Raw genomic sequence first — 24,033 nt, forward strand, 5'->3', positions numbered from 1 at the left:
GCACCTCGTTGATTTGTCAATCGGTTGTTTTCATCGTTTGATTCAAGCAATCGTTTTCAAATCACTCTTCCTGTTAGCGATGAATCCTCATCAGTTAACATTGGCTTTCTCGCTGGAGATCGTCCGTGGAAGAGGGGCACATTCTACGCGCTTAACTGCCAAAGTCAATAACAGTTATAAGACAGTAGTCTTTAATAAAACCGCTGATTATGCAAAGTATCGAAAACGCTGCATCTGGTAGGGAACAACCTTCGCTTCAGTCATACCATCCAGCCTTTCCTTTATTAGACGCTGCTCTTCTATTGCCTCTATACCAACGTTTTCATTTTTACTCAGTGGCGACAGATAAATAATATCTTTATTAGATAAGGCCAGCTTATTGATCATCATTATGGTTTGCTTAATATTTTCCTCTCGACTCTCCCCAGAGGCCGCACCCGTCAAAATGGTCAGCCCAATACCAATGCCAGCCGACCTTGCACCCTTTATAAACGCAATACATTTACTCAGATCGCCAGACTTCCCCAGCTTTGCTCTCAACACTTTCCAGCCCGTTTCAAGACCTACAACCACATGGCGAAGCCCAGCCTCTCTTAACTCCACCCAATTCTGCTCACTTCGCCTGGCACTGAAATCCGGATCTGCAAATGTGGCAACTTCTCGATTAAAGCTACCAAGCCTTTCCTTTATCAACTCAAGGCAAAACATCAGACGTCTTTGCGACAGCGCCATTGCATTCGCAGAACCAAGAAACACACCAGGGGAGGATAAAACCTTTGCACCATACAATTGTTTAACAGCCGTCAGATGTTGTTCAATCATATCCTCCTTCAACACCTTGTAGGGTTTATCCTTATAGAAGGCACAAAAAGTACACTGCCGATTGGGACACCCTATGGCCGGCATAATCACAATATCACCATAACGATCTGGCGGAAGGATGGTTACATCCTCTGGATATACAGAACGATAAAGACTGCCAATTTCCTTATAGTTTTCGAGATTCAACCCCTGACTGACTTCTATTGTTTTATTGTGACAGGGAATTGCATCAATCCAACTCTGAAACGCTTGGTGCACAGTCCCGGAACATTGCTCCGATACTGGCTGCGCACTGGCGCCTTCTACAACAGAACCATCCATGCATCGTCGATAGAATGCGTCTCTGATTCGAAACGAACACCAATACCCCTGGCCATTAATTCTTGCCGACATAAAACGCTCACTGTCTTCTATTTTGCAGCCATCACTCAGGTTGCGAAGCTCAATCGCCATTCAATACACTTCATTTGATTTCTGTTATCATAGAGCCAGCTTGAAACCCTTGTTGCGCTAGGGTTAAATACCGAAGGCATACTAAAGGACAAGCTTTTGCGAAAAATTACAGTATTCGTATTATATGTTCTCTTTTCCGGACAATTACTGGCTCAGACTCCTATTTGTAAAGAGATAGTTCTGACCGGCCATCCTGACCTCCCGCCTGTTAGCTGGGGTGATTATCAGAACACCCACGGCGCCGCTTCTGAACTGATCACCGAGATCCTTGAAGAAGAAGGCATCAAAGTCATCAATGATTATTTCGGTGGGGCCAATCGCGTCACCTACAAACTTCGTCAGGGCATCATCCATATAAACCCTGCCATGACCTATCAGCAAAAATACCTGAACGAGGTGTATCACATCTACCCTCCGGTCTACACCCAGAGCTACATGGTCGTGACTCGCAAAGATGATGACCGTGATATCCGAGAATGGACGGATATGATCGACCTCAAAGGCGTTGCACCGCGAAATGTTCGATTCAGCAAAGAATTTGAACGCTTTGCAGAGGACAACCTGAGTATTGTAAAAACATTCAATGCAAAGCAAGGTCTGAAAATGCTGGATGTCGGTCGTGTGGATTATGCCATCTATCCCCAGATTCAGGGTGACCTGTTCGTATCCCTGCTGGATCTGGAAGGTAGACTGGAAAAAATGCCGGTCGAACTGTCGCCTTTTGACCTCTATATAGCTGTCTCCAAAGAGCTGGGTTGCACACTGCCTGTCAATAAAATTTCTCAAGAATTAACCAAACGACAGGAATCCGGTTATGCCGATAAACTATTAAACGACAGTCTTTACAAATGGATGGGATTCAGTCTCGAAAAGAGACAACGCTCTTCAAACTAACCCAGTAGAATCCTTCGAAAACCCTACACCCTCTCAGAATATATTTCTGATTTTCCCACTTTAATCCACCTTAAATATATTTAATTGATCTGGATCATTCCTGAATCAGCCTTCGATTACATACAGTCTTTACATAAACACCATTTTTAAAAAATAGTAGTACAAAGAAGAGTCATTTATGAGTGTCAGTAAAGCCCCTCCAATGCCAGAGCCGATATCAGGCGATTCCAAATTAATGAATCGCTTTCTAAACGCCGTTGAAAAAGCCGGTAACAAACTGCCGGATCCAACATTATTGTTTGTTTATGCGTTGGTCGTCGTATGGGTACTTTCTGCCCTGATGGCTCAGATGAACCTGGATATGGTTCACCCAACCACCGGTCAAAGCGTGACCGTCAACAACCTACTTACTGGCTCTGCACTGGCCGCCTTTCTGGCCAGCATGGTGAAAAACTTTGCCGGTTTTGCGCCGATGGGGATTGTACTGGTAGCTATGCTGGGTATCGGAGTAGCCGAGAAATCGGGCTTCATTAACACAGGCCTGAAGAAAATGCTGGGCGTTACTCCGGCTAAGTTGTTAACGCCAATGCTCATTCTTGTCGCTATCGTCAGTCATACGGCGGCTGACGCTGGTTACGTTCTGGTCATTCCTCTGGGCGGTATCATTTTCCACGCTGCCGGGCGCCACCCACTGGCGGGTATTGCTGCTGCGTTTGCTGGTGTATCCGGTGGTTTCTCTGCCAACTTTATTCCTTCTGGTATTGATCCGCTGCTTCAGGGTTTCACCCAATCCGCTGCACAGATCCTGGATCCTAACTACCTGATGAACCCACTGGCTAACCTGTTCTTTACCGGCGCTTCCAGTATCTTGATTGTTGCTATTGGCTGGTATGTGACCGACAAAGTGGTTGAGCCACGCCTGCAAGCCACCACCACTCTGGATGAAGACGCAGAAAAAGCACCAGACCTAAGCTCTTTTTCTCCGGAAGAAAGCAAGGCATTCAATGCCGCGGGTTTGGCCATGCTGGTCAGCATCGCTCTGCTGGTTGCTGCCGTTATTCCAGAAACCTCCCCCTTGCGCTCACCGAATGGTGAAATCACAGCCTTCTCTGCGCCACTGATGCAGTCCATTGTTCCTCTGATTTTCATCCTGTTTGTGATTCCAGGCATTGTTTACGGCAAGGTTTCCGGTACTTTCAAAACCTCTAAAGACACTGTTTTGGCCATGAACAGCACCATGGCGACCATGGGCTCTTATCTGGTGATGTCGTTCTTCTGCGCCCAGTTCCTTTATGCATTCTCTCAGTCCAATCTCGGTACTGTACTGGCTCTGAGCGGTGCGGAAGTTCTGCAATCCATGAACCTCGCAGGCGAAATCACTGTCGTTGGTATGATTCTACTAACCGCCACCGTTAATCTGGTCATTGGTTCTTCATCCGCAAAATGGGCATTGATTGGTCCAATTCTGGTACCGATGTTGATGGCCGTGGGCATTGCGCCTGAACTGTCCCAGGCCGCTTATCGTGTGGGCGACTCGGTTTCTAACATTATCTCGCCACTGATGGTGTATTTCCCACTGGTTGTGGTTTATTGCCAGCGTTATGTGAAGGATTCCGGCATCGGCTCTCTGGCCTCTATGATGATGCCATTCTCCATCGCCATGCTGATCGGCTGGACCATCTTCCTGCTGGCTTACTGGGCACTGGGTCTGCCACTGGGTATTCAAGCATCCTATACCTACCCAGCGATGTAATAGCTTTCTCACAGAAGACAATCAACTCACTCTTTAAGGGGCTTCGGCCCCTTTTTTTTGTGCTTACACTGGAACGTAATTAACTAAAAAGTGTCTATGCTTCTAGAGCCGTCAGAAATGCGCTGTAGAAGAGGAGTTCCACCCAGTGTTCAACCTGATAAAAATCATTGATGGAATGACCCCCACCAGCTGGATCATCGCTACTGTCTGCCTGCTTTCATGGATTGTGATTATTCATTATGCAGGCAAAGCAACCGAAAAACGCTGGGGGGATCGTGAAACGGGCGCATTAGTGGGTTTTTTTGTTCCTGGTTTCGTTATGATCAGCCTTCTTTACCTTCTATAGTTTTTTCATTTAAAAACCACTTTAGTCACCTCAGGTTTGGAAATAACCCTCCATTATTTCCAAATCGTTGACTTTACGCGTTTGAAAAATCATTACTACCCAGCCAGACTTCTCTACACCTATCACCCCTATCTCTATGAGATAGCTTGTTTTTTTCTCTGTTCGGATTTCCCGAATATCGACGTGTGGAATGAGGTAATCATCCATGGCTGAAACTTCTCCCTCTGGCAGCAGTACGAAAAAGCTCACGGTTGTCACATTGGCAATCATGAACATTGTTGCAGTCGTCAGCCTTCGCGGCTTACCTGCGGAAGCAGAATACGGGCTCAGTTCTATTTTCTACTACATTTTTGCAGCGATATTCTTTTTGATACCGGTATCACTGGTTGCTGCAGAATTGGCAACGGGCTGGCCCGAAAAAGGCGGTGTGTTTCGCTGGGTTGGTGAAGCCTTTGGTCCTCAATGGGCTTTTTTGGCCATGTTCATGCTATTTATTGAAGTCAGTGTGTGGTTTCCCACTGCACTGACGTTTGGCGCTGTTTCCCTGGCCTTTATTGGACCCGATCAAACTTGGGATCAGGCATTGTCTTCCAATAAATTTTTTGTTCTCGCCATCGTGCTGGCTATTTATTGGCTGGCGACATTTATCGCTTTCCGTGGGGTTGATGCTTTTTCCAAGGTTTCAAAATGGGGCGGCATGATCGGCACCATTATTCCTGCCACAATTCTGATTATCCTTGGTTTCAGTTATCTGGGCAGTGGTGAACCGGTTCATATCGAATTGACGTGGGCGGATGTTATCCCTGATTTCAGCAATTTCAGTAATATTGTACTCGCGGCTAGTATTTTCTTGTTCTACGCCGGCATGGAAATGAACGCAATCCATGTCAAAGAACTGGATAATGCGTCTAAATCATACCCAATGGCCATTGCCGTGGCATCGATTGGCACAGTAGCCATTTTCATTCTCGGCACACTGGCCATTGGCTTTGTGATCCCTCAGGCGGACATCAATCTCACCCAATCACTCCTTGTCGCATACTACGATATGTTTCACTGGGCAGGTGTCGGATTTCTTGCCCCCATCATGGCGGTATGTCTGGCCATTGGTGTACTGGCAGGGATCGTTACCTGGGTAGCAGGGCCCTCTTCTGGCTTACTGACCGTTGCCAAAGCGGGCTACCTGCCGCGCTTCTGGCAACATACCAATAAAAACGACATGGCTACGCATATTATGTTGTTACAGGCAGGCTTGGTCACTGTATTATCCATTCTCTTTGTGGTGATGCCTTCTGTTCAGGCAACGTATCAAATACTGAGTCAGCTGACGGTAATTCTTTATCTGGTCATGTATCTACTGATGTTCGCTGCCGCTATTTACCTTCGCTTCTCTCAGCCCAACCGCCCCAGACCTTATAAAATCCCGGGCGGAAAAGCTGGTATGTTTCTGGTGGCCGGTATTGGTTTTATTGGGTCACTGATTGCTTTTATTTTCAGCTTTATCCCTCCAGGCCAAATCGCAGTGGGTAGCCCAACCAACTATGTGTTAATTCTCATTGCTTTGACGGTCTTTTTTGTCGTGCTTCCTTTCATTATTTACGCCAACCGAAAACCTCACTGGAAAGATGAAGAAGCAGACTTTGCCCCATTCACTTGGGAAATTGAAAATTCACACCCAGGCATACCTAATCATTCCGACACACATACCACTCACCTGACAAAGAAACACCTCCAATGGCTGCACAAAAAAAAGGCTGTTAATAGAGGAGAAAATGCATGAGTTACGATATCAGCAAACTCCAAAGCCTTGTGGATGAAGCGTTATCTCTTGGCAAATCCTGCTCTGGTGGCGCCAACGCAAATTACATCCCGTTCCTTGCCAGCGTTCCACCCGAATTGTGTGCAATATCCATAGTCTGCTGCAGTGGAGAGATCGTTCATGCTGGCGATTATGACTACGGTTTTGCCCTGGAGTCCATCAGCAAAGTGTGCTCCATGTCGTTGGCCATGCAGCAAAAAGGCGCTGAACAAGTACGAGAAAAAATAGGTGCAGAACCAACAGGGCTTCCTTTTAACTCGGTTATGGCTCTGACCGTTCATCAGGACAAACCCCTGACCCCTCTGGTCAATGCCGGCGCCATGGCGACTGTCAGCTTTCTGGATGCACCGGATAAAGAATCCCGGTGGCAGCTGGTTTTAGATTTTCAGCGGAAAATGATGTCCAAAAACGTTCACCTTTCTGAGGATGTCAATACATCAGAACAAGAGACAAACTTCCATAACCGTGCCATCGCCTGGTTGCTATATGCAGCCGGCAATTGCTTCAGTGATCCGATGGAAGCCTGTGAGGTTTATACACGACAATGCTCAACTTTGGTGACCTGTGATGACTTAGCCACACTTGGAGGCACTCTGGCCAATGGTGGCGTCAACCCAATCACCAAAGAGAAAGTCATTGACCCAGACAATGTTGCGCCCATTCTTGCAGAAATGACCATGGAAGGTATGTACGACTTTTCCGGAGACTGGGCTTTTCTCGTTGGCTTGCCCAGCAAGAGCGGCGTGGGTGGCGGAGTGATTGCAGTGGTACCCGGAAAGATGGCTATTGCCGGATTCTCCCCCCCACTGAATGAAGTGGGAAACAGTGTACGTGCTCAGAAAATGATCCAGCATATTGCTAACCGCCTGAACCTCAGTGTCTACAGCCCATCACCATCCTTGTGATATTGACAGGAGAGCAGATCATCGATCTGCTTTCCTCACCCCACTAACCATCGTTTGCCGTAAAATACTGTAAGAAGGTAAGCTCAACGGATATGATGGAAGTCGATGGTCTCCTCTTTCACCCCTGCTTCAGGGTCGTAAAAGACATCAACATCCATCGCGCCTTCTGATTTTGCGACAATACAGGTGACTGCACAGTCACCTGTTATATTGACGGCGGTTCTCACCATATCCAAAAGACGATCCACACCCATCACCAGGGCGATTCCTTCCAGTGGCAACCCAACCTGCTTCAATACCATCGCCAGCATAACCATGCCTACACCCGGTACACCTGCCGTTCCTATTGAAGCCAGCGTGGCAGTCAATATGACGGAAAGATAGTCACTGATCGTCAGCTCTATACCAAACGCCTGAGCAATAAAGACCGTCGCAACTCCCTGCATAATGGCTGTACCGTCCATATTAATGGTACTGCCCAGAGGGATGGTGAAGGAGGCAATTCGATTGGAGACACCAAACCGATAGGTCACTGTTTCCATGGTCACGGGGATTGTTGCATTACTGGATGCCGTACTGAATGCAAACATGGCAGCGTCGTCCATTTTCGACAAAAATGTTCTCGGACTGAGCCCCGTGAAAATTTTCAATAAAGAACAATACGTCACCAGTGCATGTATCAGCAGAACACACAACAGTAAGGTAAAGTATTTAGCCAAGCTTACAATGGCTGATAGTTCAATGGTCGTAAACAGCTTGGCCATCAAACAAAACACACCATAAGGCGCAACATTCATTAATAGCGCCACCAACTTCATCATCACATCGTTCAACGCATCAAATAAACGAGCGATCTTGTCGCCAGAATCACCGGCGGCACCAATGGCAATACCAAACAGCACGGCAAATACGATAATTTGTAGTGTATTACCGCTGGCCATGGCTTCTATTGGATTATCAGGAAACAGGTGTATTAACACTTCACTGATAGCTGGTGCTTCTTTGGCAGAAAAGCTGGAAACCGCTTCCAGATTTGCCCCCACACCCGGCTTAACAATCAATGCCGAGACAATGGCTAAGGTGATGGCAACTGCGGTGGTAAATAGATAAAGAGCCAGTGTCTTAAAGCCCAGTCGCCCCAACGTTGAGGCATCCGATAAGGAGCTGGTACCACAAACAATAGAGGTAAATATCAGTGGCACAACGAGCATTTTCAGGGAAGATATAAAAATCTGCCCAATAATATGAAACAAGCCATCCGTTACGTACTGAGAGACAAAAACGTTCTCACTCAGAAACGTTCGAGTCAACACACCTGTCGCTAAACCGGCAACCATGCCAACCAACACTTTTGTGGTTAGCGAATATTGACTCCAGTGCTTAATCATAGGACAACCAGGACGACACTATTTAGGGTAAAAGACAGAAGCAGATGTTTGTCAAATAAGAGACAAACAACAGTGCTCTTACATTGCTTGAAACCAGGCATAGATAATGAACAGCACTACCCATCGACAAAACAGACAGTGAACAGCTGGAATAACACATTCCCGATGATGATTACCCAGTTTAGCAGAAGATAAACCACTGTCTTTTATCGGCATTCTTGGTAATCGAATACCAAAGTCGTCTGGCCTGCGCACAATTTGACTTAGCGCCAGCAGTTTAGCCACATGTCGTCGTGTTTCACCGGGCAGATCCAGCACCCAGAAGCCATTCAGCGTGTAATTCTGCTTAGATTGATTTACCAGCTTTTTAACCCGGTAAAGGCCTGCGTTATAGGCCGCAAATGTCAACAGCCAGTCATTCGTTTTACCATGAACATCCTGAATATAATCTAAAGCTGCTGCCGTTGATTTTTCGAGATCGACTCGTTCATCATCGAGGATTGAAACTTCTAACCCGTAGGCTCGGGCCGTTCTTGGCATCAACTGCCATAGCCCTTTTGCCCGTGCTGATGAATGCGCATTAAGATTCAATTCGCTCTCGATCAGTGGCAAAAGCGCTAACTCTGAAGGCAGCCCTCTTTCCTGAACTTTCAAAATAATAAACTGTTGATAGGATTGAATTCTGTTGGAGTGTCTATTGAAGTAGTATTGAGGAAAGGCTTGCAGCTGATCTTTTACTCTTTTGGCATCATAATGTTCAGCCAGCTCAAAACCATAGCGAAGTGACTGCCAGCCATCACCTGGATTTTTAAGACAAACCGGTCGGCTTATCGTCTTCGGCCACTGACTTTTCTCAGAAAGGTCAGCCTGCAAGGCATACACCTGCGAACAACACCCATTTGTGACATATATAAAGAAAGACAACACTGCTGAGCTAAACAGCCGCTCTGAAATACCAACAGATCGTATCCATTGGAACACCCGTATACATTCATCACATATCAGGATCAGCAGGACTTTCAATGAATGCCCTGTACTCACTAGCATTAACAGATAGTCAGCCTCGCGCATAAAAGAAAACAACCAAAGGCTGCTAAGAACAACATCATCAGGGATGTCTGAAAACAGGAAGCTCATCTAATATAGTCCATACTTTCAAGAACTTGGCTCCCCATGTAGATTAACCAATTGTGATTTTTTTGAAAAAAAGGCCGCTTCCGGTTCAACTGCCACTAAGGCTGTGCCATTATTGAGCAGATCCTATTTAACTTTAATCCTGATAAGGGCACGTGCGTCCTGGCCGATATGGTTCTTTGGCCAAACACAATGGAAACTGATATGAAAAAGGTTATGAGAATTTCTGCCCTGGCTGCGGCCGTGTTATTGGTAGCGGGCTGTCAGGATACTGCGCAAGAAGCGCCAAAAGCAGAAATCAAAACAGAACTGAAGACCGATGAGCAAAAAGCCGCATACGCTATTGGCGCATCCATCGGGAATTTCGCCAGCCAGACCCTAAAGCAGCAAGATGAGCTGGGCGTTGCACTGGATCGTAATCTGGTCAAAACCGGCCTTTTGGACGCACTGGCTGGCCAGGAAATGATGAGCGAAGAAGAAATGGGTGCAGCCCTTCGTGCTCATGAGCAAAAAATGAACACAGTCGTTCAGGAAAAAGCCAAAGAAAAGCGTGAGGCAACTCTGCAATCTGGCGCTAAATACCTGGAAGACAATGCCAAGAAAGAAGGCGTTACTGTCACAGATTCTGGCCTTCAGTATGAAGTGGTTAAGCAGGGCGAAGGCGCCAAGCCAGTGGCCGCAGACACCGTTACTGTTCATTACACCGGCAAGCTGACCGACGGCACTGTATTTGACAGCAGTAAAGAGCGCGGTCAACCCGCAACCTTCCCTCTGGCTAATGTAATCAAAGGCTGGACCGAAGGTGTGGCTCTGATGCCAGTCGGCTCTGAATACCGCCTTACCATCCCTGCTGAGCTAGCTTACGGCGATCAGGAAGTAGGCTCTATTCCTGCCGGCTCCGTTCTGGTGTTTGATGTTGAGCTGATCAGCATTGAAGGCAAATAAGCTTCAACTCTTGATTTGGGCAAAGCGCTTAGCTTTGCCCAATCGTTGTAAAGAATCCTCATGAAACTGATATCAATCCTCGTCATCCTGTTTATCAGCCTGTTTGTTGTCGTCAAACTCACTGAAAAACACGGCAAACCAATGACTGCTGAGCAGCAAAGCAAGCTGTCGCGCATAGCCATGGTTCTCATTTTTGTCATGATAGTCGCCGGACTGATCAAGTCTTGCACATAAAATTCAGTCAAAAATAGTTGAGTTCACATCCCTTCAGGCACTGGCCAAGCCAACAACTCCCAATCACGAAATGATTAACCAAACCTTAACAGCCGTTTGATTCAAGGGGTAACCCATATACAAACCTTTTATTGCCCGTAATAGGGTGTAGCCCTCACATTCAGGATTTTGGAAATAAACTAGGAGGCTGACCGAGAATAGCGCCCGTAGCGAGGATGGTAGAAAATTGAGGATAAAAAATCCGTTCTGTGAAGTGATTAGTGGTGCTATTTGCTGAGCAAAACGGATTTCTTAGACCAATTTACTACCACCGCACGACTGCATGGATGCAGGAGCAGTTGCCGCGTAGGGCAACCTATTCTCGGTCAGACTCCTAGGCTCTTTGCATTTTCCAGCTTCCGTTATCGTTCTGAACCAAGAATCATAAAGGTCTTATAATGTTACGGTTATTTGTTGTCATTATCCTAATCCCGCTCTTTCTTAGCGGGTGCGCTACGTTAAATAAAGAAGAATGCGAAACAGCCAACTGGAATCAGATTGGCTTTGAAGACGGTGTCAGTGGTTCCTCACTGACGATGGTTTCGTCCCATCGAAAAGCCTGTGCGAGCCATGGCATTGGGGTCGACCTCAATGCCTATAAACGCGGTCACGCTGAAGGCGTTCTGGTATTTTGCACACCTCGAAATGGCTTTGAACAAGGAAAATCAGGCTACGCCTATTCCGGAATATGCCCAACAGAGATTGAGCGCAATTTCTTGAAAGCATACGACTCTGGCAAAAAAATCTACAGCGCACGAAGCTTGGTTAGTACGCTTGAGTCTGAAAAATGGAGCAATGAAGAAGACATCAAACGTCTAAAGAAAAAAATCAATAAAAAAACCGGCTTAATGCTTTCAGACCAAACCCGCGTAGAAGACCGGTATCGTCTGAATCAGGAGATATCGGATATGCAGAAGCAGCAAGGGGCTTTGGAGCAAAGAAAGCTTGAACTGATTTCAAAAATCACCAAAGCCAATACCAACCTGAAGCTAACTATCAACAAGTACAGTAACTACTAAGAAGCTGTTCATGATCTTTTGCGAATAGCGAAAACGAGGAGAAAATGTTCCTGTTTTTCAGTTTTTTGAGGCGCATAGTGGTGCTACGCAACGTAGAAAACTGGAAAACAGGAAAACAGGAAAACAGGAAAACAGGAAAACAGGAAAACAGGAAAACAGGGGCGTTTTATCATCGTTTGCAGCTCGCAGAAAGATTGTGAACAGCTTCTAAGTACCCGGCCATTTGGAATCGAATATTTCTGGCTTGTTGATCAAGTTCTCTGCAAGGCGCAACGCCGGGAGCATAGCGAGCTATGTGACCAGAGTTGCAACGCAGCCAGAGAGCCTGATCAATGAGTCAGAAAATATGATTTCATATGGTTGGGTACTTAACTATACCCAAAGGATTTCAAGTTGCTACGCGGCAGCAAGCAAGAGCAACGAACAAAGTAGCAACTTGAAAGGCGACGGCGATAAGTGCGTCATAAAGCGGCGCTATTACCATCGCCTATGCGTCACAACTATATGGGTTTCCGGCATGACGGGCTTTGCATTGCCTCTGGATGCTTGAACCTATTCAGAATCCTTATTCAAAACGTTTCATCCTCTCCTGAACAAATATTGATCTGGATCGATAAAAACACTCGGTCGATAGGTCATGATGATGCATACCTTCGGAAAACATCCCCTGATAAAGGAGCTGCACAATGAGTGACAGTGAAGTGTTTCATCTTGGCCTGAATCGCGAAATGCTTACAGGCGCAGAGCTGGCTATCGTTCCTGGTGATCCGGAGCGGGTTCAACGTATTGCTGAACTGATGGACAACCCTGTCAAACTGGCAAGCCACAGAGAGTTTGTTACCTGGCGAGCGGAAGTGGACGGCAAGTCTGTGGTCGTTTGTTCTACTGGCATTGGAGGCCCTTCTACATCCATTGCCGTTGAAGAACTCGCCCAGCTTGGAATTCGCACCTTTCTTCGGGTCGGTACCACCGGAGCCATTCAGCCACAGATCAATGTTGGTGATGTCATCATCACTACCGGCTCCGTTCGATTAGACGGCGCCAGTCTTCATTTTGGACCACTTAGCTACCCGGCAGTGGCTGACTTTGCCTGCACTCGAGCAATGGTTGATGTCGCCATTGAAAATAATTTGACTTACTGGACAGGCATTACGGCTTCCAGTGACACGTTCTACCCTGGGCAGGAGCGTTACGACACTTATACAAAACGTGTCAGAAAGGAGTACCAGGGGTTGATGGAGGAATGGCAATCCATGGGTGTGCTGAACTACGAAATGGAATCCGCCACCTTGTTAACCATGTGCGCCACCATGGGCCTTCGAGCGGCTTGTGTAGCTGGTGTTATTGTTAATCGCACCTGCAACGAAACACCGGACACAGAAAGACTGGCCAGTGTTGAACCGAACGCCATCAATACCGTGGTAGCGGCAGCACGCTCACTGTTGAAATAATACCAATGGCGTTTTTAAATTTTGGAACGAGCAAATTATTTTGGGCGACTGGGCAATACCCGAGGGCATAAAGGCGAAGAGACGAGCCATAGCCTTTATGCCCTCGGGTAGTAGCTATGGCGAGGAACTTCAACGCAGATCCAGTCGATCAAAATGGCTGCGCAGCCCATAATTTAAAAACAGAATTGGTATAACATTCACTGATACAGAAAAGCCTGCACCGCAGGCTTTTTACGCATAAGAAACACAACTTTTCAAAGACTGATTCAGCGCCCTCAAAATATCCTGCCTGGCAACAATACCAATTAAACGACCATTCTCAACGACTGGGTAAACCTTAGGCTTATTACCAGACATCTTCTGAGCGATATCAATAATCGAATCTTCCGGGCTCACCGATAGAGGGCTTTCGTGCATCACATCTTTCACATGCAACCGGCTATCGCAATGATAAGAGCCACTGATCAAATGTGGAATGCAATCGAACTCGGATAAAAAGCCCACCAACTGTTGATGATCATCCACCACAGGCAGTCCGGAGACATTAGCAGACAACAGCAGATCAACTGCATCACCAAGCTTGCTATCCGATGACAGTGGATTAATATTTCTTCGTAAAATATCCCGGACAATGTTCATACTTACTCACTCCGATCCAGCCATAGGTAATATAACCAGCATGGGAGAACAGTGAGAAAACAGCCAATAATTTCTAGCTTTTCACCCCATAGTTAAAATGCATTGAAGGTAACACGCTCACTGTTTCACAGCTAAGGAACTGTCACAAAACCACTTCCATAATTAACCAGAACCGTTGTCCGTAAAGCCTTGCTGCTTGTGCTTTTACGGTAACCGGAAAACGCTTCTCTGAGCAGTAAAGTTATTCAGGGACAACTCCTAAGGTCCGAACAATATCGGTTGCTACCAGCCCCCACACCTGACTGAGTGTTTCCACATAACCGCTATCAGGCTCAGTGCCTGTAAATGGCTTGTTATACACTGCTTGCCTGTGGGCAACTGCCTGCCCTTCAATATCCTCCAGTGTCCACCCAGCCATAAGGTTAAGCTGTCCGCCGGCGATAGAAATCGATTGAACCTCAATCTTGGCAACCACCTCTGGCCGATGTTTGCGAAGCCAAGGGCCTGGGCTGACCCAAACCTCTGTTCCGGAAGCTTTTTGCAGGTTTTCCGCCATAGCTCGCGTCATTAACTCAGGTAATGGCTCACCCCAGCGGTCCAGAGTCGAGCTGTGAATATTGACGCCACCATCACTCCAGATCACCTGCCTTTTGTCCAGCCAACCAGCAACACTCACAGGAAAAACACCAACAGACGATGGCAGTTTATCCGCTTCTGTTACAACGTTCAGTTCTGAGTCAGCAACAAGCCTGTAGTTGTGGAAAGCAGGATTTGAAGAAACGCATCCCGCCAACACCACAAAAAAACAAACCATCAGGACTTTTTTAAGCATCAAGCGAACCAACAACGGATTATGCGCTCTCACTATTGTTCTCCTAATGACCGACCAAAAATAATAGCATCAGGTTCACGGCGCAGCATATTCGCCAAATCTCCCATGGCACGGGATGCACGACTGATGTCTGTCGCACTCTGTTGCAGCTGGAACATAAGCGGAGAATCAGGATTGAGGGTATCCTGCGCTGCTTCCATGGCTTTCTCCAACTGAACCAATGACCGGTTTAACTGACGGGTGGTTGCTGGCAACTCGGTTTGAAGCAACGTAGTAACCTCACCAGCATCTTTTGCCATGGACGCAAATTCTTCGCGAATACCTGCCATATCCGCACTCATCTCTTCCGACATAGCCCCCATACTGACAAACGCTTTACCCACATCTTCAATCAAATTATTCATGCGAGCATCATGGGTAAGCGCTTCCAGGTTGTCCAGAGTGTCTTTCAGACTTTCCGCCATTTCTGCCAGATTGATACTTTGAAAACGCTCCAGAAATTCATCCAGATCGTTAGGAACCGTCGGAATTTGTGGGTAACGGGTATTATATGGCTGGAGCAAAGGTTTATTTTTAAAAAAGTCTACTTCGATATAGAGCAGCCCGGTTAACAGACTTTGCAGGCCAATCTGGGCACTCAACCCCTGTCGTATTAGCTGCCCTAATACATCATACTCCTCACCGGCTCCCTGCTCGCTGATGGCATCGGGATACATATCAACAGTGACGACATTCAGCACTTTCTGGTGATTGTTGTATAACCGTGTATTAATGCTGACAACTTCACCCAGCTTCACACCCTGAAGCGTGACGGGAGCACCCACATTCAGCCCCTTAATTGACGTATCAAAAAGAATTTGATACCGCTGCACTTCTTTTTTTGAAAAACCATCGGTGTTTAAAAACAGCGCCAAACCAATCATCATGGCGAAAATGGCAACAACAAAGATACCCACAGAGACAGAAACGGACTTTTTATTCATCACCGGTTAAACACCTGCACGACGATCAGCATGTAATGGTTGAGGCTCTGCACCTTTGGCAGACTCACCCGAGTACTCCCCGCGGGAAAGAAACGCTCGAACTGTATTGTGCCGACTGTGATTTAGCATATCTGATGGTGAACCAGTATCCAGTTGAGTTTTAGTTTCGGCATCAAGGTACACACCATTATTGCCAATGGCAAAAATACTGGCCAGTTCATGGGTCACAATCACGATGGTGGCGCCGGTAGAGTCTCGTAATTGCAGTATTAACTCATCGAGTCGACGAGCACTGAGAGGGTCCAGACCGGCGGAAGGTTCGTCAAAGAAAAGAATCTCGGGATCAAGGGCAATGGCTCTGGCCAATCCCGCACGTTTTGCCATACCACCACTGATTTGTGATGGGTAATAATCTTCAAAACCCGCCAATCCCACCAGCGACAATTTATAACGAGCTAATTCTCGAATACTGCGTCGCCCCAGTGACGTGTATTGCTCCAGAGGCAGAGCAATATTTTCCGCCAGAGATTTATCACTGAACAACGCGCCACCCTGATAAGTGACGCCCCAGCGCTTGCGCATTTCTAATTGTTTTTCGGACGTCGCAGAAAAGTAACTTTGTCCCTGAAACAGAATATCCCCTTCTGCCGGCTGAAAAAGGCCAATCATATGTTTGAGCAAGGTGCTTTTGCCGCAACCACTGCCGCCCATAATGACAAACACATCACCTCGATTGATCGTGAAGTTTAAATTGGCCTGAATCAGATTACTGCCATATGTCATGGTCAGGTTTTGGGCTTCAACTATCCCGTTTATCACGTTATTTTCTGATGACGACACGCTTAAACCCCCAACTTAAAGTAAAGAATGTTTAAGCCAGCATCCGCTACCACCAGATAAATAATGGCTGTAACCACAGCATTCGTCGTGGCCTGCCCCACAGCGGCGGAAGAACGACCGCAGGCCAGACCTGCACGACACCCGGCCATGGCAATCAATAAAGCAAAAACGACACTTTTGATCACCCCGGTCAAAATGTCCGTATAAGTAATGGCTTCTCTCAGTTGATGCAGGTACATCAGCCAGGTGACGTCCATACTGGTGGCGACCAAACCACCGCCCACCATCCCCAGCACATTACTGTAGAGCGTCAATAATGGCATCATCAATAACAATGCCAGCGTTCTTGGCAGCACCAGATAATCCATGGGTTTTATGCCCAGCGTGGTCAGGGCATCAATTTCTTCATTAACCTGCATGGTTCCGAGCTGTGCAGCATAGGCGGCACCGGTCCGGCCAGACATGATAACGGCCGTCATCAATGCTCCCATTTCCCGAACCATACCAACGCCCACTAAATCGGACACATAGATTTCAGCACCGAACTGACGCAACTGAACCACCCCGAGATAGGCGAGAATCATGCCGACAAGAACACTCTGCAGAGAAACAATAGGAATGGCTGAGGGACCCGCTTGATGACAAAAACTGACAATATCCAGCCAGCGGGCAGAACCCTTTCCTGCAATCCAGCGAACCATGGTCAATGCGAGCTCACCAAGAAAGGCGAGAAAGTTGATAACACCATCACCCACATGGGTTATCCATTGGGAAGCTGTGCCAGCAAGAGAACGTTTTCTTGTTGGCTGGGCTTTGTTCGCAGGGACAGCGTTCGCCAGCCTGAAAAGATCACCGACATCATCAGGCAATCCCGACAAATCAAAGCGACACTGGGTGTTAGCCTGACAGGCCATTAGATACGCTAACAGCCTGGAATCCCAACAGAAATGGTCACCCGCTTTAAACAACAATGTACCAGACTGCCCATGGGTACGTTTTGAGGCAAGCTCATCCTGACCCGGAATATCCGCCCCTATCGTCCATGAGCCATTCAACGTGACCACAATCTCAGTGTCAGACAGCTGTTTAATGGTCAGTGTCGCCTGATTCATTTTTATTGGGACCTGTAATAATCAGCTGAACAGTTCAGAAATGTTTCTGGTAATCTCATCAACATCCTGAATGGTGGTAGGAACAACAAGAATCGTATCATCTCCGGCAACACAACCCATAATCCCACCCTTGGTGCCAATGGAATCCAGCAACCGTGCAATCATCTGGGCAGCACCAGGGCTGGTTTTGATCACAATCATCGTTTCGTTGTGGGCAATATCTTCAACGAGGTCTTTAACGGCAATACTGGAATCCAGTTTGCCCATTTCCGGAGGCAGGCAGTAAACCAGATCATTGAGCGCATTACGGGCACGAACCGCCCCAAAGCGGCTCAACATTCGTGAGACTTTCGACTGACTGATATTTTCAAAGCCCTGCTCCTGCAGGACGGAAACAATCTGCCCCTGGGAGCCACATCGTTCTTCTTTCAACAACTGGCGAAAAGCCAGAATCAGGGCATCCTGTTTTGGATGGTTCATATCAGCGACACAACCTGTGTAATGTTCATCAATAATAATGACTGATGGTTCTATTGTGAATATTTTTTACCAATCGAAATGAATATTTATTCATTTTTTTCTTGATTTTATCCACCTCAATCGATAACAATTCAGCCATAAACTCAGCGTTTAAGTAGATTCCGGCAATGGGCATCGCAGTACAGAGCCTGAACAAGTCCTTTGGGAACCATCGGGTACTAAAAGACATCAGCTTCAGCATTAATAAAAGTGAAACCACCGTATTACTTGGCTCCAGCGGCGCGGGTAAAAGCACCTTGCTGCGCATGCTGAACCTCTTGGAAACACCGGATGATGGCACTCTCAACGTAGCCAACATGGAATTTTCCTTCCACTGGGGCAGTGCATCTCACTCAAAAAACCGATGCGCTGGAAAAAGCCAATGCCCTGCTGCAACGGATGGGACTCCCTGATAAAGCGCATGCATGGCCATCATCACTTTCCGGTGGTCAGCAGCAAAGAGTCGCCATTGCCCGAGCCCTGATGCTCTCACCTGAAGTGCTGCTGTTCGATGAACCAACGGCCGCTCTGGATCCTGCCATCACCAACCAGGTAGTCGACATTATTCAGGAGCTGGAAAGCGCCGAAATCACCATGGTGGTGGTCACTCACGAGGTAGACTTCGCTCGAAAAATCGCTAATCGCGTAGTCTATATGGAAAACGGTGAAATTGTCGAGAACGGCTCCGCAGAGCGATTCACCGCGCCTCAAACCCCAGCCTTCAAACGCTATTTACAACACTGAACCACAAAACACATATACCCAAAGGATTTCATGTTGCTACGCGGCGGCAATCGAGTGAAGCCCCATGAGCCTACGAGTAGTAGGTGATTGGGGTGAACGAGTGCAGCCAACAAAGTAGCAACTTGAAAGGCGACGGGTATAACCAGAAAATGCTGCCAAAAGCTGCAATAAGGAAAGCCACCATGAAAAAAACGACTATCGCCGTATTATTAGCCTGCACTACCTTCACCGGAGTGACCTTTTCAAAATTTGCGGTAGCTCAGGATACGATTCGCTTTGGTATGGAAGCCACCTACCCTCCTTTTGAGTTCATCAATGAAAACAACGAGCTTGATGGGTTTGATGTAGAACTGGCCAATGCCATTTGCACAGAACTGAAGACCAACTGTGAGTTCAACAACCAACCGTTTGATAGCTTAATTCCCGGCCTGAAATTTCGTCGGTTTGATGCGGTGATCTCCGGTATGGATATTACACCGACAAGACTGGAGCAGGTATCGTTTACCCAGCCTTATTATGAAAACTCCGCCATTTTTGTTGCAAGCAGCAAACAGCCGTTGACCAATCAAGCCGACCTCCACAATAAAACCATCGGCGTACAAAATGGCAGCACCCACCAAAGTTACCTGATTGATAAGCTGGAACAAGATGGTGTGAAAATCCGTCCATACGACAGTTATCAGAATGCACTGTTAGATATGACCAACGGACGTATCGATGCCGTCTTTGCTGACACCGCGGTGGCTCGCGAGTGGCTGGCACAGCAAACACAAGGCGCATTTAAAACGGTCGGTACAGAAGTTAAAGACACCGACTACTTCGGAATGGGGATGGGTATTGCTACACGCAAAGACGATCCTTTGACGGAGAAGCTCAACAAAGCGCTGACTGAAGTAAAAGCCAATGGCATTTACCAACAGCTCCACGCCAAATATTTTAATTCGGCAAAATAAGCATCTGAATCTTGCTCCCATTCTAATGGGAGCACATTACCTGATATTGTGAGGTCCCTGTGAGCCTGTCCGCTCTCTTTGCCGAAGCAACCCTGATGACGCTAGGGCTGGCACTGTCATCTCTAGGAGCCTGTCGGACTTACCACTGACCTACTGCGAAAAAGCCGGATTTGGCCATTTTTTATGCTCCTTTTCGTTGAATAGCTCGCTATTCGCCTCAAATGAGAATAAAAACTGACTCAAACCGGACTTTTTCTCGCTACGGTCGGCTAAGTCCGACAGGCTCCTAGCTCTGGGGATACTGATGGCCATTCTGTTTGCCCTGGCGGAGTTAAGCCGTTTCAAACCTCTGGCACTGGCCACCAGCACGCTGATCGCTTTGCTCCGAGGTCTACCAGAAATATTGGTGGTCTTTTTCGTCTATTTTGGATCAACCCACGCCATATTCTTACTGACCGACGAGTTTGTAGAAATCAGTCCATTTCTCGCCGGTACTATTGCCTTGTCGTGCATCTATTCGGCTTATGCTTCCCAGACACTTCGGGGAGCGCTCCTTGCAGTGCCCAAAGGGCAGCTTGAAGCAGCGATCGCATTGGGCATGAGCAAACCCCATACATTTTTCAAAATCACTCTACCCCAAACCTGGCGCCATGCATTACCCGGCCTTGGCAACCAATGGCTGGTGTTATTGAAAGATACAGCACTGGTTGCGCTCATTGGTGTTAATGAGCTTTTACTGCAAGCAAAAATGACTGCCGCCAGCACTTATGAGCCATTTACCTGGTATGCCACTGCCGCATTGATCTATCTGGGGATTACACTGGTCAGTCAAGCCGCTCTGAAACAGATGCAGGCTCGATCCAACAGACACCTGACGTCCAACACCTCGAACACATTTTCTCAACACCCTGTTATGACGCAGGAGGTTACACCATGAATTGGGACTATTTGCCAGAGCTACTGAAAGGTCTGGGCACCACTCTGGAATTGACCGTGGTCAGCCTGTTAACAGGTTTGGTCTTGGCTATCCTGTTCACCATTGTTCTTTCCCTGAAAGTTCGGGTTCTGGACAGGCTGGTTAAATTGCAGACTCTGCTGTTCACCGGCACACCACTGCTGATTCAGATCTTTTTAATCTACTACGGCCCTGCCCAGTTCGAGACCATCAAAAACAGCGTTCTGTGGCCTTTGCTCAGCCAACCCTGGTTCTGTGCCATGCTGGCATTGGCACTCAACTCCGCCGCCTATTCCACTCAATTGTTTAAAGGCGCGATTGATGCGGTGCCGCGCAGCGACTGGGAAGCCTGTCAGGCACTTGGAATGACTGAGCGACAAGCGTTGATTAAGGTTATACTTCCCCACGCCGCCCGTCGTGCATTACCGGCTTACGGCAATGAAATCATTCTGGTAATGAAAGGTTCTTCTCTGGCCAGTACCATTACTCTGATGGATCTTATGGGCTATGCGGCAAGACTGAACGCCCAAACGTACGACACCCTGACTGTATTCACCATGACAGGCCTGATCTATCTGGCCATGACGGGTGTGCTGACCTTACTGATTCGCTTTATGGAACATAAAGCACTGGCTTTCAGCCGTTGAACGAGAATTTTCTGTGCTCATTAATGATTTGAACTTTGAAAAGTCCCTGTCACCCTCTATTTCCAGGCACTCGATCAACAACCTCTCGATTCTGAAGATTCAGAGCTCGCTCTGTGAAGCGGCTATCTCTTTGCATGGAGGTCATCTCCTGCAATTTAAGCCTGCTGGAGAAAAAGACATTATCTGGCTAAGCGACAAAGCCATATATTCTCCAGAGAAAGCGATTCGGGGTGGTATCCCGGTATGTTGGCCATGGTTTGGTACCATTGGCTCACCATCCCACGGCTTTGCACGAATAAGCCCCTGGCAACTCATGAATTGGCAGGAAAGTGAAGAGGCCGTTGTAATAACGCTTGGCTTATCCGCATCAGAACAAACCAAAGCGATATGGCCCCATGAATTCAGTGCCACACTGACGTTTAGGCTCTCTGCATCATTAAAAACCACACTGACAGTGACGAATACCGGAGCAACACCATGGCGCTGGAGCGGTGCTCTGCACAGCTACTTCCAGATTGCAGAAGCCACAGAGACCTCCATAACCGGCGCTGGAAAGGACTATATCGACAGCCTGCAAAGCGTTGACAAGTGTAAAAGCACAGGTGACTTATTGATCAATCAATCCATTGATCGGGTTTACACCACTCCGGATGAGAGCATTATTATCCATGACAAGGAGAATCAGAGAAGGCTATCCATTCGTAATACTGGCTCTAATGCCGCTGTTATTTGGAACCCGTGGGATGAGATCAGTAAAGGCATGGCGGATATGGACGACGACGGATACAAGACAATGGTGTGCGTTGAATCCACAAACTTTGCTGATAACCTTGAATCCGGCACATTGCTGTCACCTGAAGAAACTCATCAGCTGACCACTGAGATCAGCATTCTGCCGCAGTAAACGGTTTCAGCTGTTGCGTACCACAGGCCGACAAAATCATTTCAACCGCACTTTTGGACATGGCATCGATCGCTCCTTTATCCAGATAGATGCCATCGTTCAATAAACGACTCATTCCGTGCAATGTGCTCCAGCTGACCTGGGCAATACGAAGGCAATCCAAATTACTGTCAACGTAACCCTTAACCTGCCACTGCCGGATAAGATCGACGTAATTATGAAAACAGCTAAAGGAAGCCTTTTTCAACGTTGCTGTGGGAGCCCCATTTTTCCAGATCGTGCGGCCAAACATTAAGTCGTACTGCTCTTGATTCTCACGGGAGAAATTCAAATACCCCTGTACAAAATGGCCTAACCAGACAGACATATCGCCAGATTGCTCATCCATCAATAACGCAAAGTGTGACTGCCACTTTTGAAATCCCTGCTCTGCAATTGCACACAGCAAGGCATTCTTATCTTTAAAGTGGTGATAAGCCGCTGTTCTGGAAACCCCTACATTATCCGCCAGTTTGCGCATAGACAGACCTTCAGCACCACCCAATGCAATCATCCGGGTTGCTTCATCCATCAAGCCCTGACGAAGCGAGCCATGATGATAGTTTTTCTTATCCTTGGGCTTTTTTTCCGCCACTGCTTTACTCACTTTCAGAGGTCAGGTTTACGAATAAGTCTCATTCACAGAATACACAATAGAATAATCTTGACAGTGTCAACATACCCTATTATCTTGACATCGTCCAGATGAGTTAAGCGAAGCAACAATAAACGGCTTATGCCGAATAACTAAGCGGTTAAACGTCAGATCTGATCCTATGAACTACACCACACTTCGAGTTGAACGTGAGGGTCCTGTCACGCAGGTGATCCTCAACCGTCCAGACAAACGCAATGCCATGAACCGAGAGTTCTGGCTGGAATTTCCCAAAGCCATCCGAGCGATAGACGAAGAAGGTAGCACCCGGGTGATTGTCATTTCCGGCGAAGGCAAGATGTTTTCTGCCGGCATGGATCTCACTGTCTTTATGTCGCCTAATCAAAAAATGATTTCCGGTGACCAGGGCCGTAAAAGTGAGAATCTTCGTCGTACCGTGCTTCAGCTTCAGGAATGCTTTAACGTTCTGGAAGAGGTTCGCATGCCAGTGCTGGCTGCGGTTCATGGTGGTTGTATTGGCGGTGCTATCAATCTTGTCAGTGCCTGTGACTGCCGTTATGCAACCGAAGACGCCTATTTTTCGATTAAAGAAACGGAACTGGGTATGACGGCTGACCTTGGCGTTTTGCAGCGCCTTGGCAAACTCATGCCGGAAGGGCTGGTTCGTGAACTGGCTTATACCGCTCGCAAGCTGCCTGCCGATGAAGCCCTAAGAACCGGATTGGTGAATGCGGTCTTTGCTGATCAGGACAGTCTGATGGCTCATGTTATGGACATTGCACGACAAATTTCCAGCAATTCACCACTGGCCGTGATGGGCAGCAAAGAAGTGATCAATTTTTCCAGAGATCATAGTGTTTCCGATTCTTTGAGATACATGGCAGCCTGGCAGAGTGGTATGTTCCAGCCCGGTGAAATGATGGTGGGTTTTCAGGCCAAGATGCAGAAGTCAGAACCCGAATATCAGGATCTCTGGCCAGTTGAAGAGCCCTTCTCTTAAAGAAAGCCAGCACAGAATAATAATTTGCGAATCACGTTTTAACGTAAT

Annotated in this window: 28 protein-coding genes; 17 read left to right on the forward strand and 11 right to left on the reverse strand. The window is 47.3% G+C overall.

Going from position 1 to position 24,033, the window contains the following annotated elements:
- On the forward strand, nucleotides 1-241 hold a 241-nt coding region (locus Q1B11_RS11770), incomplete at its 5' end, for a hypothetical protein (protein ID WP_299732672.1).
- Here Q1B11_RS11770 and Q1B11_RS11775 read toward each other — a convergent pair.
- Entirely contained in the window at nucleotides 208-1,275 is a 1,068-nt protein-coding gene (locus Q1B11_RS11775; RefSeq protein ID WP_299732675.1) for a radical SAM protein, read from the reverse strand. The two genes, Q1B11_RS11770 and Q1B11_RS11775, sit on opposite strands and share 34 nt — an antisense overlap.
- A gap of 96 nt (nucleotides 1,276-1,371) precedes the next feature.
- Between Q1B11_RS11775 and Q1B11_RS11780 the strand changes: the two genes are divergently transcribed.
- The 3 genes from Q1B11_RS11780 to Q1B11_RS11790 all read left to right on the forward strand — a co-directional run bounded on the left by Q1B11_RS11780 (nucleotide 1,372) and on the right by Q1B11_RS11790 (nucleotide 4,268).
- The gene (locus Q1B11_RS11780; RefSeq protein WP_299732678.1) at nucleotides 1,372-2,169 is read left to right on the forward strand and encodes a transporter substrate-binding domain-containing protein; all 798 of its coding nucleotides are present in this window, start codon (nucleotides 1,372-1,374) and stop codon (nucleotides 2,167-2,169) included.
- Nucleotides 2,170-2,347: 178 nt separating this feature from the next.
- Complete coding sequence (locus tag Q1B11_RS11785; RefSeq protein WP_299732681.1) at nucleotides 2,348-3,922, forward strand: AbgT family transporter; 1,575 nt, start codon at nucleotides 2,348-2,350, stop codon at nucleotides 3,920-3,922.
- Between the two features lie 145 nt (nucleotides 3,923-4,067).
- The gene (locus tag Q1B11_RS11790; RefSeq protein ID WP_299732684.1) at nucleotides 4,068-4,268 is read left to right on the forward strand and encodes a hypothetical protein; all 201 of its coding nucleotides are present in this window, start codon (nucleotides 4,068-4,070) and stop codon (nucleotides 4,266-4,268) included.
- A 30-nt stretch (nucleotides 4,269-4,298) separates the two neighbouring features.
- Here the strand turns inward: Q1B11_RS11790 and Q1B11_RS11795 are convergent, their stop codons facing one another.
- Nucleotides 4,299-4,475, reverse strand: a complete 177-nt coding sequence (locus tag Q1B11_RS11795; protein ID WP_299732687.1) for a hypothetical protein — start codon at nucleotides 4,473-4,475, stop codon at nucleotides 4,299-4,301.
- Between Q1B11_RS11795 and gadC the strand changes: the two genes are divergently transcribed.
- A complete protein-coding gene (gene gadC / locus Q1B11_RS11800; RefSeq protein WP_299732690.1) occupies nucleotides 4,474-6,048 on the forward strand; it encodes a putative glutamine/gamma-aminobutyrate antiporter GadC in 1,575 nt (524 codons plus the stop codon). The genes Q1B11_RS11795 and gadC overlap by 2 nt on opposite strands.
- Entirely contained in the window at nucleotides 6,045-6,992 is a 948-nt protein-coding gene (glsA, locus tag Q1B11_RS11805; RefSeq protein ID WP_299732693.1) for a glutaminase A, read from the forward strand. The genes gadC and glsA overlap by 4 nt, the downstream gene beginning before the upstream one ends.
- Before the next feature lie 83 nt (nucleotides 6,993-7,075).
- Here the strand turns inward: glsA and Q1B11_RS11810 are convergent, their stop codons facing one another.
- Both Q1B11_RS11810 and Q1B11_RS11815 read right to left on the reverse strand, forming a co-directional pair.
- On the reverse strand, nucleotides 7,076-8,380 hold the full coding sequence (locus tag Q1B11_RS11810) for a dicarboxylate/amino acid:cation symporter (protein ID WP_299732696.1): 1,305 nt from the start codon (nucleotides 8,378-8,380) through the stop codon (nucleotides 7,076-7,078).
- A 78-nt stretch (nucleotides 8,381-8,458) separates the two neighbouring features.
- On the reverse strand, nucleotides 8,459-9,517 hold the full coding sequence (locus tag Q1B11_RS11815; protein WP_299732699.1) for a lytic transglycosylase domain-containing protein: 1,059 nt from the start codon (nucleotides 9,515-9,517) through the stop codon (nucleotides 8,459-8,461).
- Nucleotides 9,518-9,718: 201 nt separating this feature from the next.
- On the opposite strand from Q1B11_RS11815, the gene fkpA reads away from it, so the two are divergent.
- The 4 genes from fkpA to udp all read left to right on the forward strand — a co-directional run bounded on the left by fkpA (nucleotide 9,719) and on the right by udp (nucleotide 13,202).
- Nucleotides 9,719-10,459 (forward strand): FKBP-type peptidyl-prolyl cis-trans isomerase, encoded by a 741-nt coding sequence (gene fkpA / locus Q1B11_RS11820; protein ID WP_299732702.1) that lies wholly within the window; start codon nucleotides 9,719-9,721, stop codon nucleotides 10,457-10,459.
- Between the two features lie 60 nt (nucleotides 10,460-10,519).
- Nucleotides 10,520-10,693 (forward strand): hypothetical protein, encoded by a 174-nt coding sequence (locus Q1B11_RS11825; RefSeq protein ID WP_299732705.1) that lies wholly within the window; start codon nucleotides 10,520-10,522, stop codon nucleotides 10,691-10,693.
- Nucleotides 10,694-11,130: 437 nt separating this feature from the next.
- A complete protein-coding gene (locus tag Q1B11_RS11830; RefSeq protein WP_299732708.1) occupies nucleotides 11,131-11,751 on the forward strand; it encodes a DUF2799 domain-containing protein in 621 nt (206 codons plus the stop codon).
- A 686-nt stretch (nucleotides 11,752-12,437) separates the two neighbouring features.
- Complete coding sequence (gene udp / locus Q1B11_RS11835; RefSeq protein ID WP_299732711.1) at nucleotides 12,438-13,202, forward strand: uridine phosphorylase; 765 nt, start codon at nucleotides 12,438-12,440, stop codon at nucleotides 13,200-13,202.
- A 231-nt stretch (nucleotides 13,203-13,433) separates the two neighbouring features.
- Here udp and Q1B11_RS11840 read toward each other — a convergent pair whose 3' ends face one another.
- From Q1B11_RS11840 to argR, 6 genes are all read right to left on the reverse strand, one after another.
- Complete coding sequence (locus Q1B11_RS11840; RefSeq protein ID WP_067585028.1) at nucleotides 13,434-13,841, reverse strand: CBS domain-containing protein; 408 nt, start codon at nucleotides 13,839-13,841, stop codon at nucleotides 13,434-13,436.
- A 241-nt stretch (nucleotides 13,842-14,082) separates the two neighbouring features.
- Nucleotides 14,083-14,706 carry a PqiC family protein gene (locus tag Q1B11_RS11845; RefSeq protein ID WP_299732716.1) on the reverse strand — a complete coding sequence of 208 codons (624 nt, stop codon included), beginning with the start codon at nucleotides 14,704-14,706 and terminating at the stop codon, nucleotides 14,083-14,085.
- On the reverse strand, nucleotides 14,706-15,656 hold the full coding sequence (locus Q1B11_RS11850) for an MlaD family protein (protein ID WP_299732719.1): 951 nt from the start codon (nucleotides 15,654-15,656) through the stop codon (nucleotides 14,706-14,708). Before Q1B11_RS11850 ends, Q1B11_RS11845 begins: the two co-directional genes overlap by 1 nt.
- Nucleotides 15,657-15,662: 6 nt before the next feature.
- Nucleotides 15,663-16,475: an ATP-binding cassette domain-containing protein gene (locus tag Q1B11_RS11855; protein ID WP_299732722.1), complete on the reverse strand. Its 813-nt coding sequence runs from the start codon at nucleotides 16,473-16,475 to the stop codon at nucleotides 15,663-15,665.
- A 23-nt stretch (nucleotides 16,476-16,498) separates the two neighbouring features.
- The gene (locus Q1B11_RS11860) at nucleotides 16,499-17,608 is read right to left on the reverse strand and encodes an ABC transporter permease (protein ID WP_299732725.1); all 1,110 of its coding nucleotides are present in this window, start codon (nucleotides 17,606-17,608) and stop codon (nucleotides 16,499-16,501) included.
- Nucleotides 17,609-17,629: 21 nt separating this feature from the next.
- The gene (gene argR, locus Q1B11_RS11865) at nucleotides 17,630-18,088 is read right to left on the reverse strand and encodes a transcriptional regulator ArgR (protein WP_067520267.1); all 459 of its coding nucleotides are present in this window, start codon (nucleotides 18,086-18,088) and stop codon (nucleotides 17,630-17,632) included.
- A gap of 167 nt (nucleotides 18,089-18,255) precedes the next feature.
- Here argR and Q1B11_RS20450 point away from each other — a divergent pair, with 167 nt between their 5' ends.
- The 6 genes from Q1B11_RS20450 to Q1B11_RS11890 all read left to right on the forward strand — a co-directional run bounded on the left by Q1B11_RS20450 (nucleotide 18,256) and on the right by Q1B11_RS11890 (nucleotide 22,330).
- A complete protein-coding gene (locus Q1B11_RS20450) occupies nucleotides 18,256-18,540 on the forward strand; it encodes an ATP-binding cassette domain-containing protein (RefSeq protein WP_366139457.1) in 285 nt (94 codons plus the stop codon).
- Nucleotides 18,470-18,871 carry an ATP-binding cassette domain-containing protein gene (locus Q1B11_RS11870; protein WP_366139458.1) on the forward strand — a complete coding sequence of 134 codons (402 nt, stop codon included), beginning with the start codon at nucleotides 18,470-18,472 and terminating at the stop codon, nucleotides 18,869-18,871. The genes Q1B11_RS20450 and Q1B11_RS11870 overlap by 71 nt, the downstream gene beginning before the upstream one ends.
- A 182-nt stretch (nucleotides 18,872-19,053) precedes the next feature.
- Nucleotides 19,054-19,824 carry a transporter substrate-binding domain-containing protein gene (locus tag Q1B11_RS11875; protein WP_299732735.1) on the forward strand — a complete coding sequence of 257 codons (771 nt, stop codon included), beginning with the start codon at nucleotides 19,054-19,056 and terminating at the stop codon, nucleotides 19,822-19,824.
- Between the two features lie 292 nt (nucleotides 19,825-20,116).
- Nucleotides 20,117-20,761 (forward strand): arginine ABC transporter permease ArtQ, encoded by a 645-nt coding sequence (gene artQ / locus Q1B11_RS11880; protein WP_299732952.1) that lies wholly within the window; start codon nucleotides 20,117-20,119, stop codon nucleotides 20,759-20,761.
- Nucleotides 20,758-21,426, forward strand: a complete 669-nt coding sequence (artM, locus tag Q1B11_RS11885; RefSeq protein WP_299732738.1) for an arginine ABC transporter permease ArtM — start codon at nucleotides 20,758-20,760, stop codon at nucleotides 21,424-21,426. Before artQ ends, artM begins: the two co-directional genes overlap by 4 nt.
- Before the next feature lie 13 nt (nucleotides 21,427-21,439).
- On the forward strand, nucleotides 21,440-22,330 hold the full coding sequence (locus tag Q1B11_RS11890; RefSeq protein WP_299732741.1) for a D-hexose-6-phosphate mutarotase: 891 nt from the start codon (nucleotides 21,440-21,442) through the stop codon (nucleotides 22,328-22,330).
- Here Q1B11_RS11890 and Q1B11_RS11895 read toward each other — a convergent pair.
- Nucleotides 22,311-22,964 (reverse strand): TetR/AcrR family transcriptional regulator, encoded by a 654-nt coding sequence (locus tag Q1B11_RS11895; protein ID WP_299732744.1) that lies wholly within the window; start codon nucleotides 22,962-22,964, stop codon nucleotides 22,311-22,313. The genes Q1B11_RS11890 and Q1B11_RS11895 overlap by 20 nt on opposite strands.
- Nucleotides 22,965-23,145: 181 nt before the next feature.
- Between Q1B11_RS11895 and Q1B11_RS11900 the strand changes: the two genes are divergently transcribed.
- Nucleotides 23,146-23,985, forward strand: coding sequence for a crotonase/enoyl-CoA hydratase family protein (locus Q1B11_RS11900; protein ID WP_299732747.1), 840 nt, complete (start codon nucleotides 23,146-23,148; stop codon nucleotides 23,983-23,985).
- Nucleotides 23,986-24,033: the final 48 nt, after the last annotated feature.

The sequence above is a fragment of the uncultured Endozoicomonas sp. genome (genome assembly GCF_947495845.1).
In the GTDB taxonomy this organism is placed as follows: Bacteria; Pseudomonadota; Gammaproteobacteria; order Pseudomonadales; family Endozoicomonadaceae; genus Endozoicomonas.

Excerpts from the sequence above, each read along its gene's own strand:
- Q1B11_RS11825 (WP_299732705.1), top strand. The coding sequence starts at position 10,520 with ATGAAACTGATATCAATCCTCGTCATCCTGTTTATCAGCCTGTTTGTT.
- Q1B11_RS11795 (WP_299732687.1), bottom strand. The coding sequence starts at position 4,475 with ATGGATGATTACCTCATTCCACACGTCGATATTCGGGAAATCCGAACA.
- Q1B11_RS11830 (WP_299732708.1), top strand. The coding sequence starts at position 11,131 with ATGTTACGGTTATTTGTTGTCATTATCCTAATCCCGCTCTTTCTTAGC.
- udp (WP_299732711.1), top strand. The coding sequence starts at position 12,438 with ATGAGTGACAGTGAAGTGTTTCATCTTGGCCTGAATCGCGAAATGCTT.
- Q1B11_RS11785 (WP_299732681.1), top strand. The coding sequence starts at position 2,348 with ATGAGTGTCAGTAAAGCCCCTCCAATGCCAGAGCCGATATCAGGCGAT.
- Q1B11_RS11850 (WP_299732719.1), bottom strand. The coding sequence starts at position 15,656 with ATGAATAAAAAGTCCGTTTCTGTCTCTGTGGGTATCTTTGTTGTTGCC.
- artM (WP_299732738.1), top strand. The coding sequence starts at position 20,758 with ATGAATTGGGACTATTTGCCAGAGCTACTGAAAGGTCTGGGCACCACT.
- Q1B11_RS11900 (WP_299732747.1), top strand. The coding sequence starts at position 23,146 with ATGAACTACACCACACTTCGAGTTGAACGTGAGGGTCCTGTCACGCAG.
- gadC (WP_299732690.1), top strand. The coding sequence starts at position 4,474 with ATGGCTGAAACTTCTCCCTCTGGCAGCAGTACGAAAAAGCTCACGGTT.
- fkpA (WP_299732702.1), top strand. The coding sequence starts at position 9,719 with ATGAAAAAGGTTATGAGAATTTCTGCCCTGGCTGCGGCCGTGTTATTG.
- Q1B11_RS20450 (WP_366139457.1), top strand. The coding sequence starts at position 18,256 with ATGGGCATCGCAGTACAGAGCCTGAACAAGTCCTTTGGGAACCATCGG.
- argR (WP_067520267.1), bottom strand. The coding sequence starts at position 18,088 with ATGAACCATCCAAAACAGGATGCCCTGATTCTGGCTTTTCGCCAGTTG.
- Q1B11_RS11775 (WP_299732675.1), bottom strand. The coding sequence starts at position 1,275 with ATGGCGATTGAGCTTCGCAACCTGAGTGATGGCTGCAAAATAGAAGAC.
- glsA (WP_299732693.1), top strand. The coding sequence starts at position 6,045 with ATGAGTTACGATATCAGCAAACTCCAAAGCCTTGTGGATGAAGCGTTA.
- Q1B11_RS11815 (WP_299732699.1), bottom strand. The coding sequence starts at position 9,517 with ATGAGCTTCCTGTTTTCAGACATCCCTGATGATGTTGTTCTTAGCAGC.
- Q1B11_RS11860 (WP_299732725.1), bottom strand. The coding sequence starts at position 17,608 with ATGAATCAGGCGACACTGACCATTAAACAGCTGTCTGACACTGAGATT.
- Q1B11_RS11810 (WP_299732696.1), bottom strand. The coding sequence starts at position 8,380 with ATGATTAAGCACTGGAGTCAATATTCGCTAACCACAAAAGTGTTGGTT.
- Q1B11_RS11875 (WP_299732735.1), top strand. The coding sequence starts at position 19,054 with ATGAAAAAAACGACTATCGCCGTATTATTAGCCTGCACTACCTTCACC.
- Q1B11_RS11840 (WP_067585028.1), bottom strand. The coding sequence starts at position 13,841 with ATGAACATTGTCCGGGATATTTTACGAAGAAATATTAATCCACTGTCA.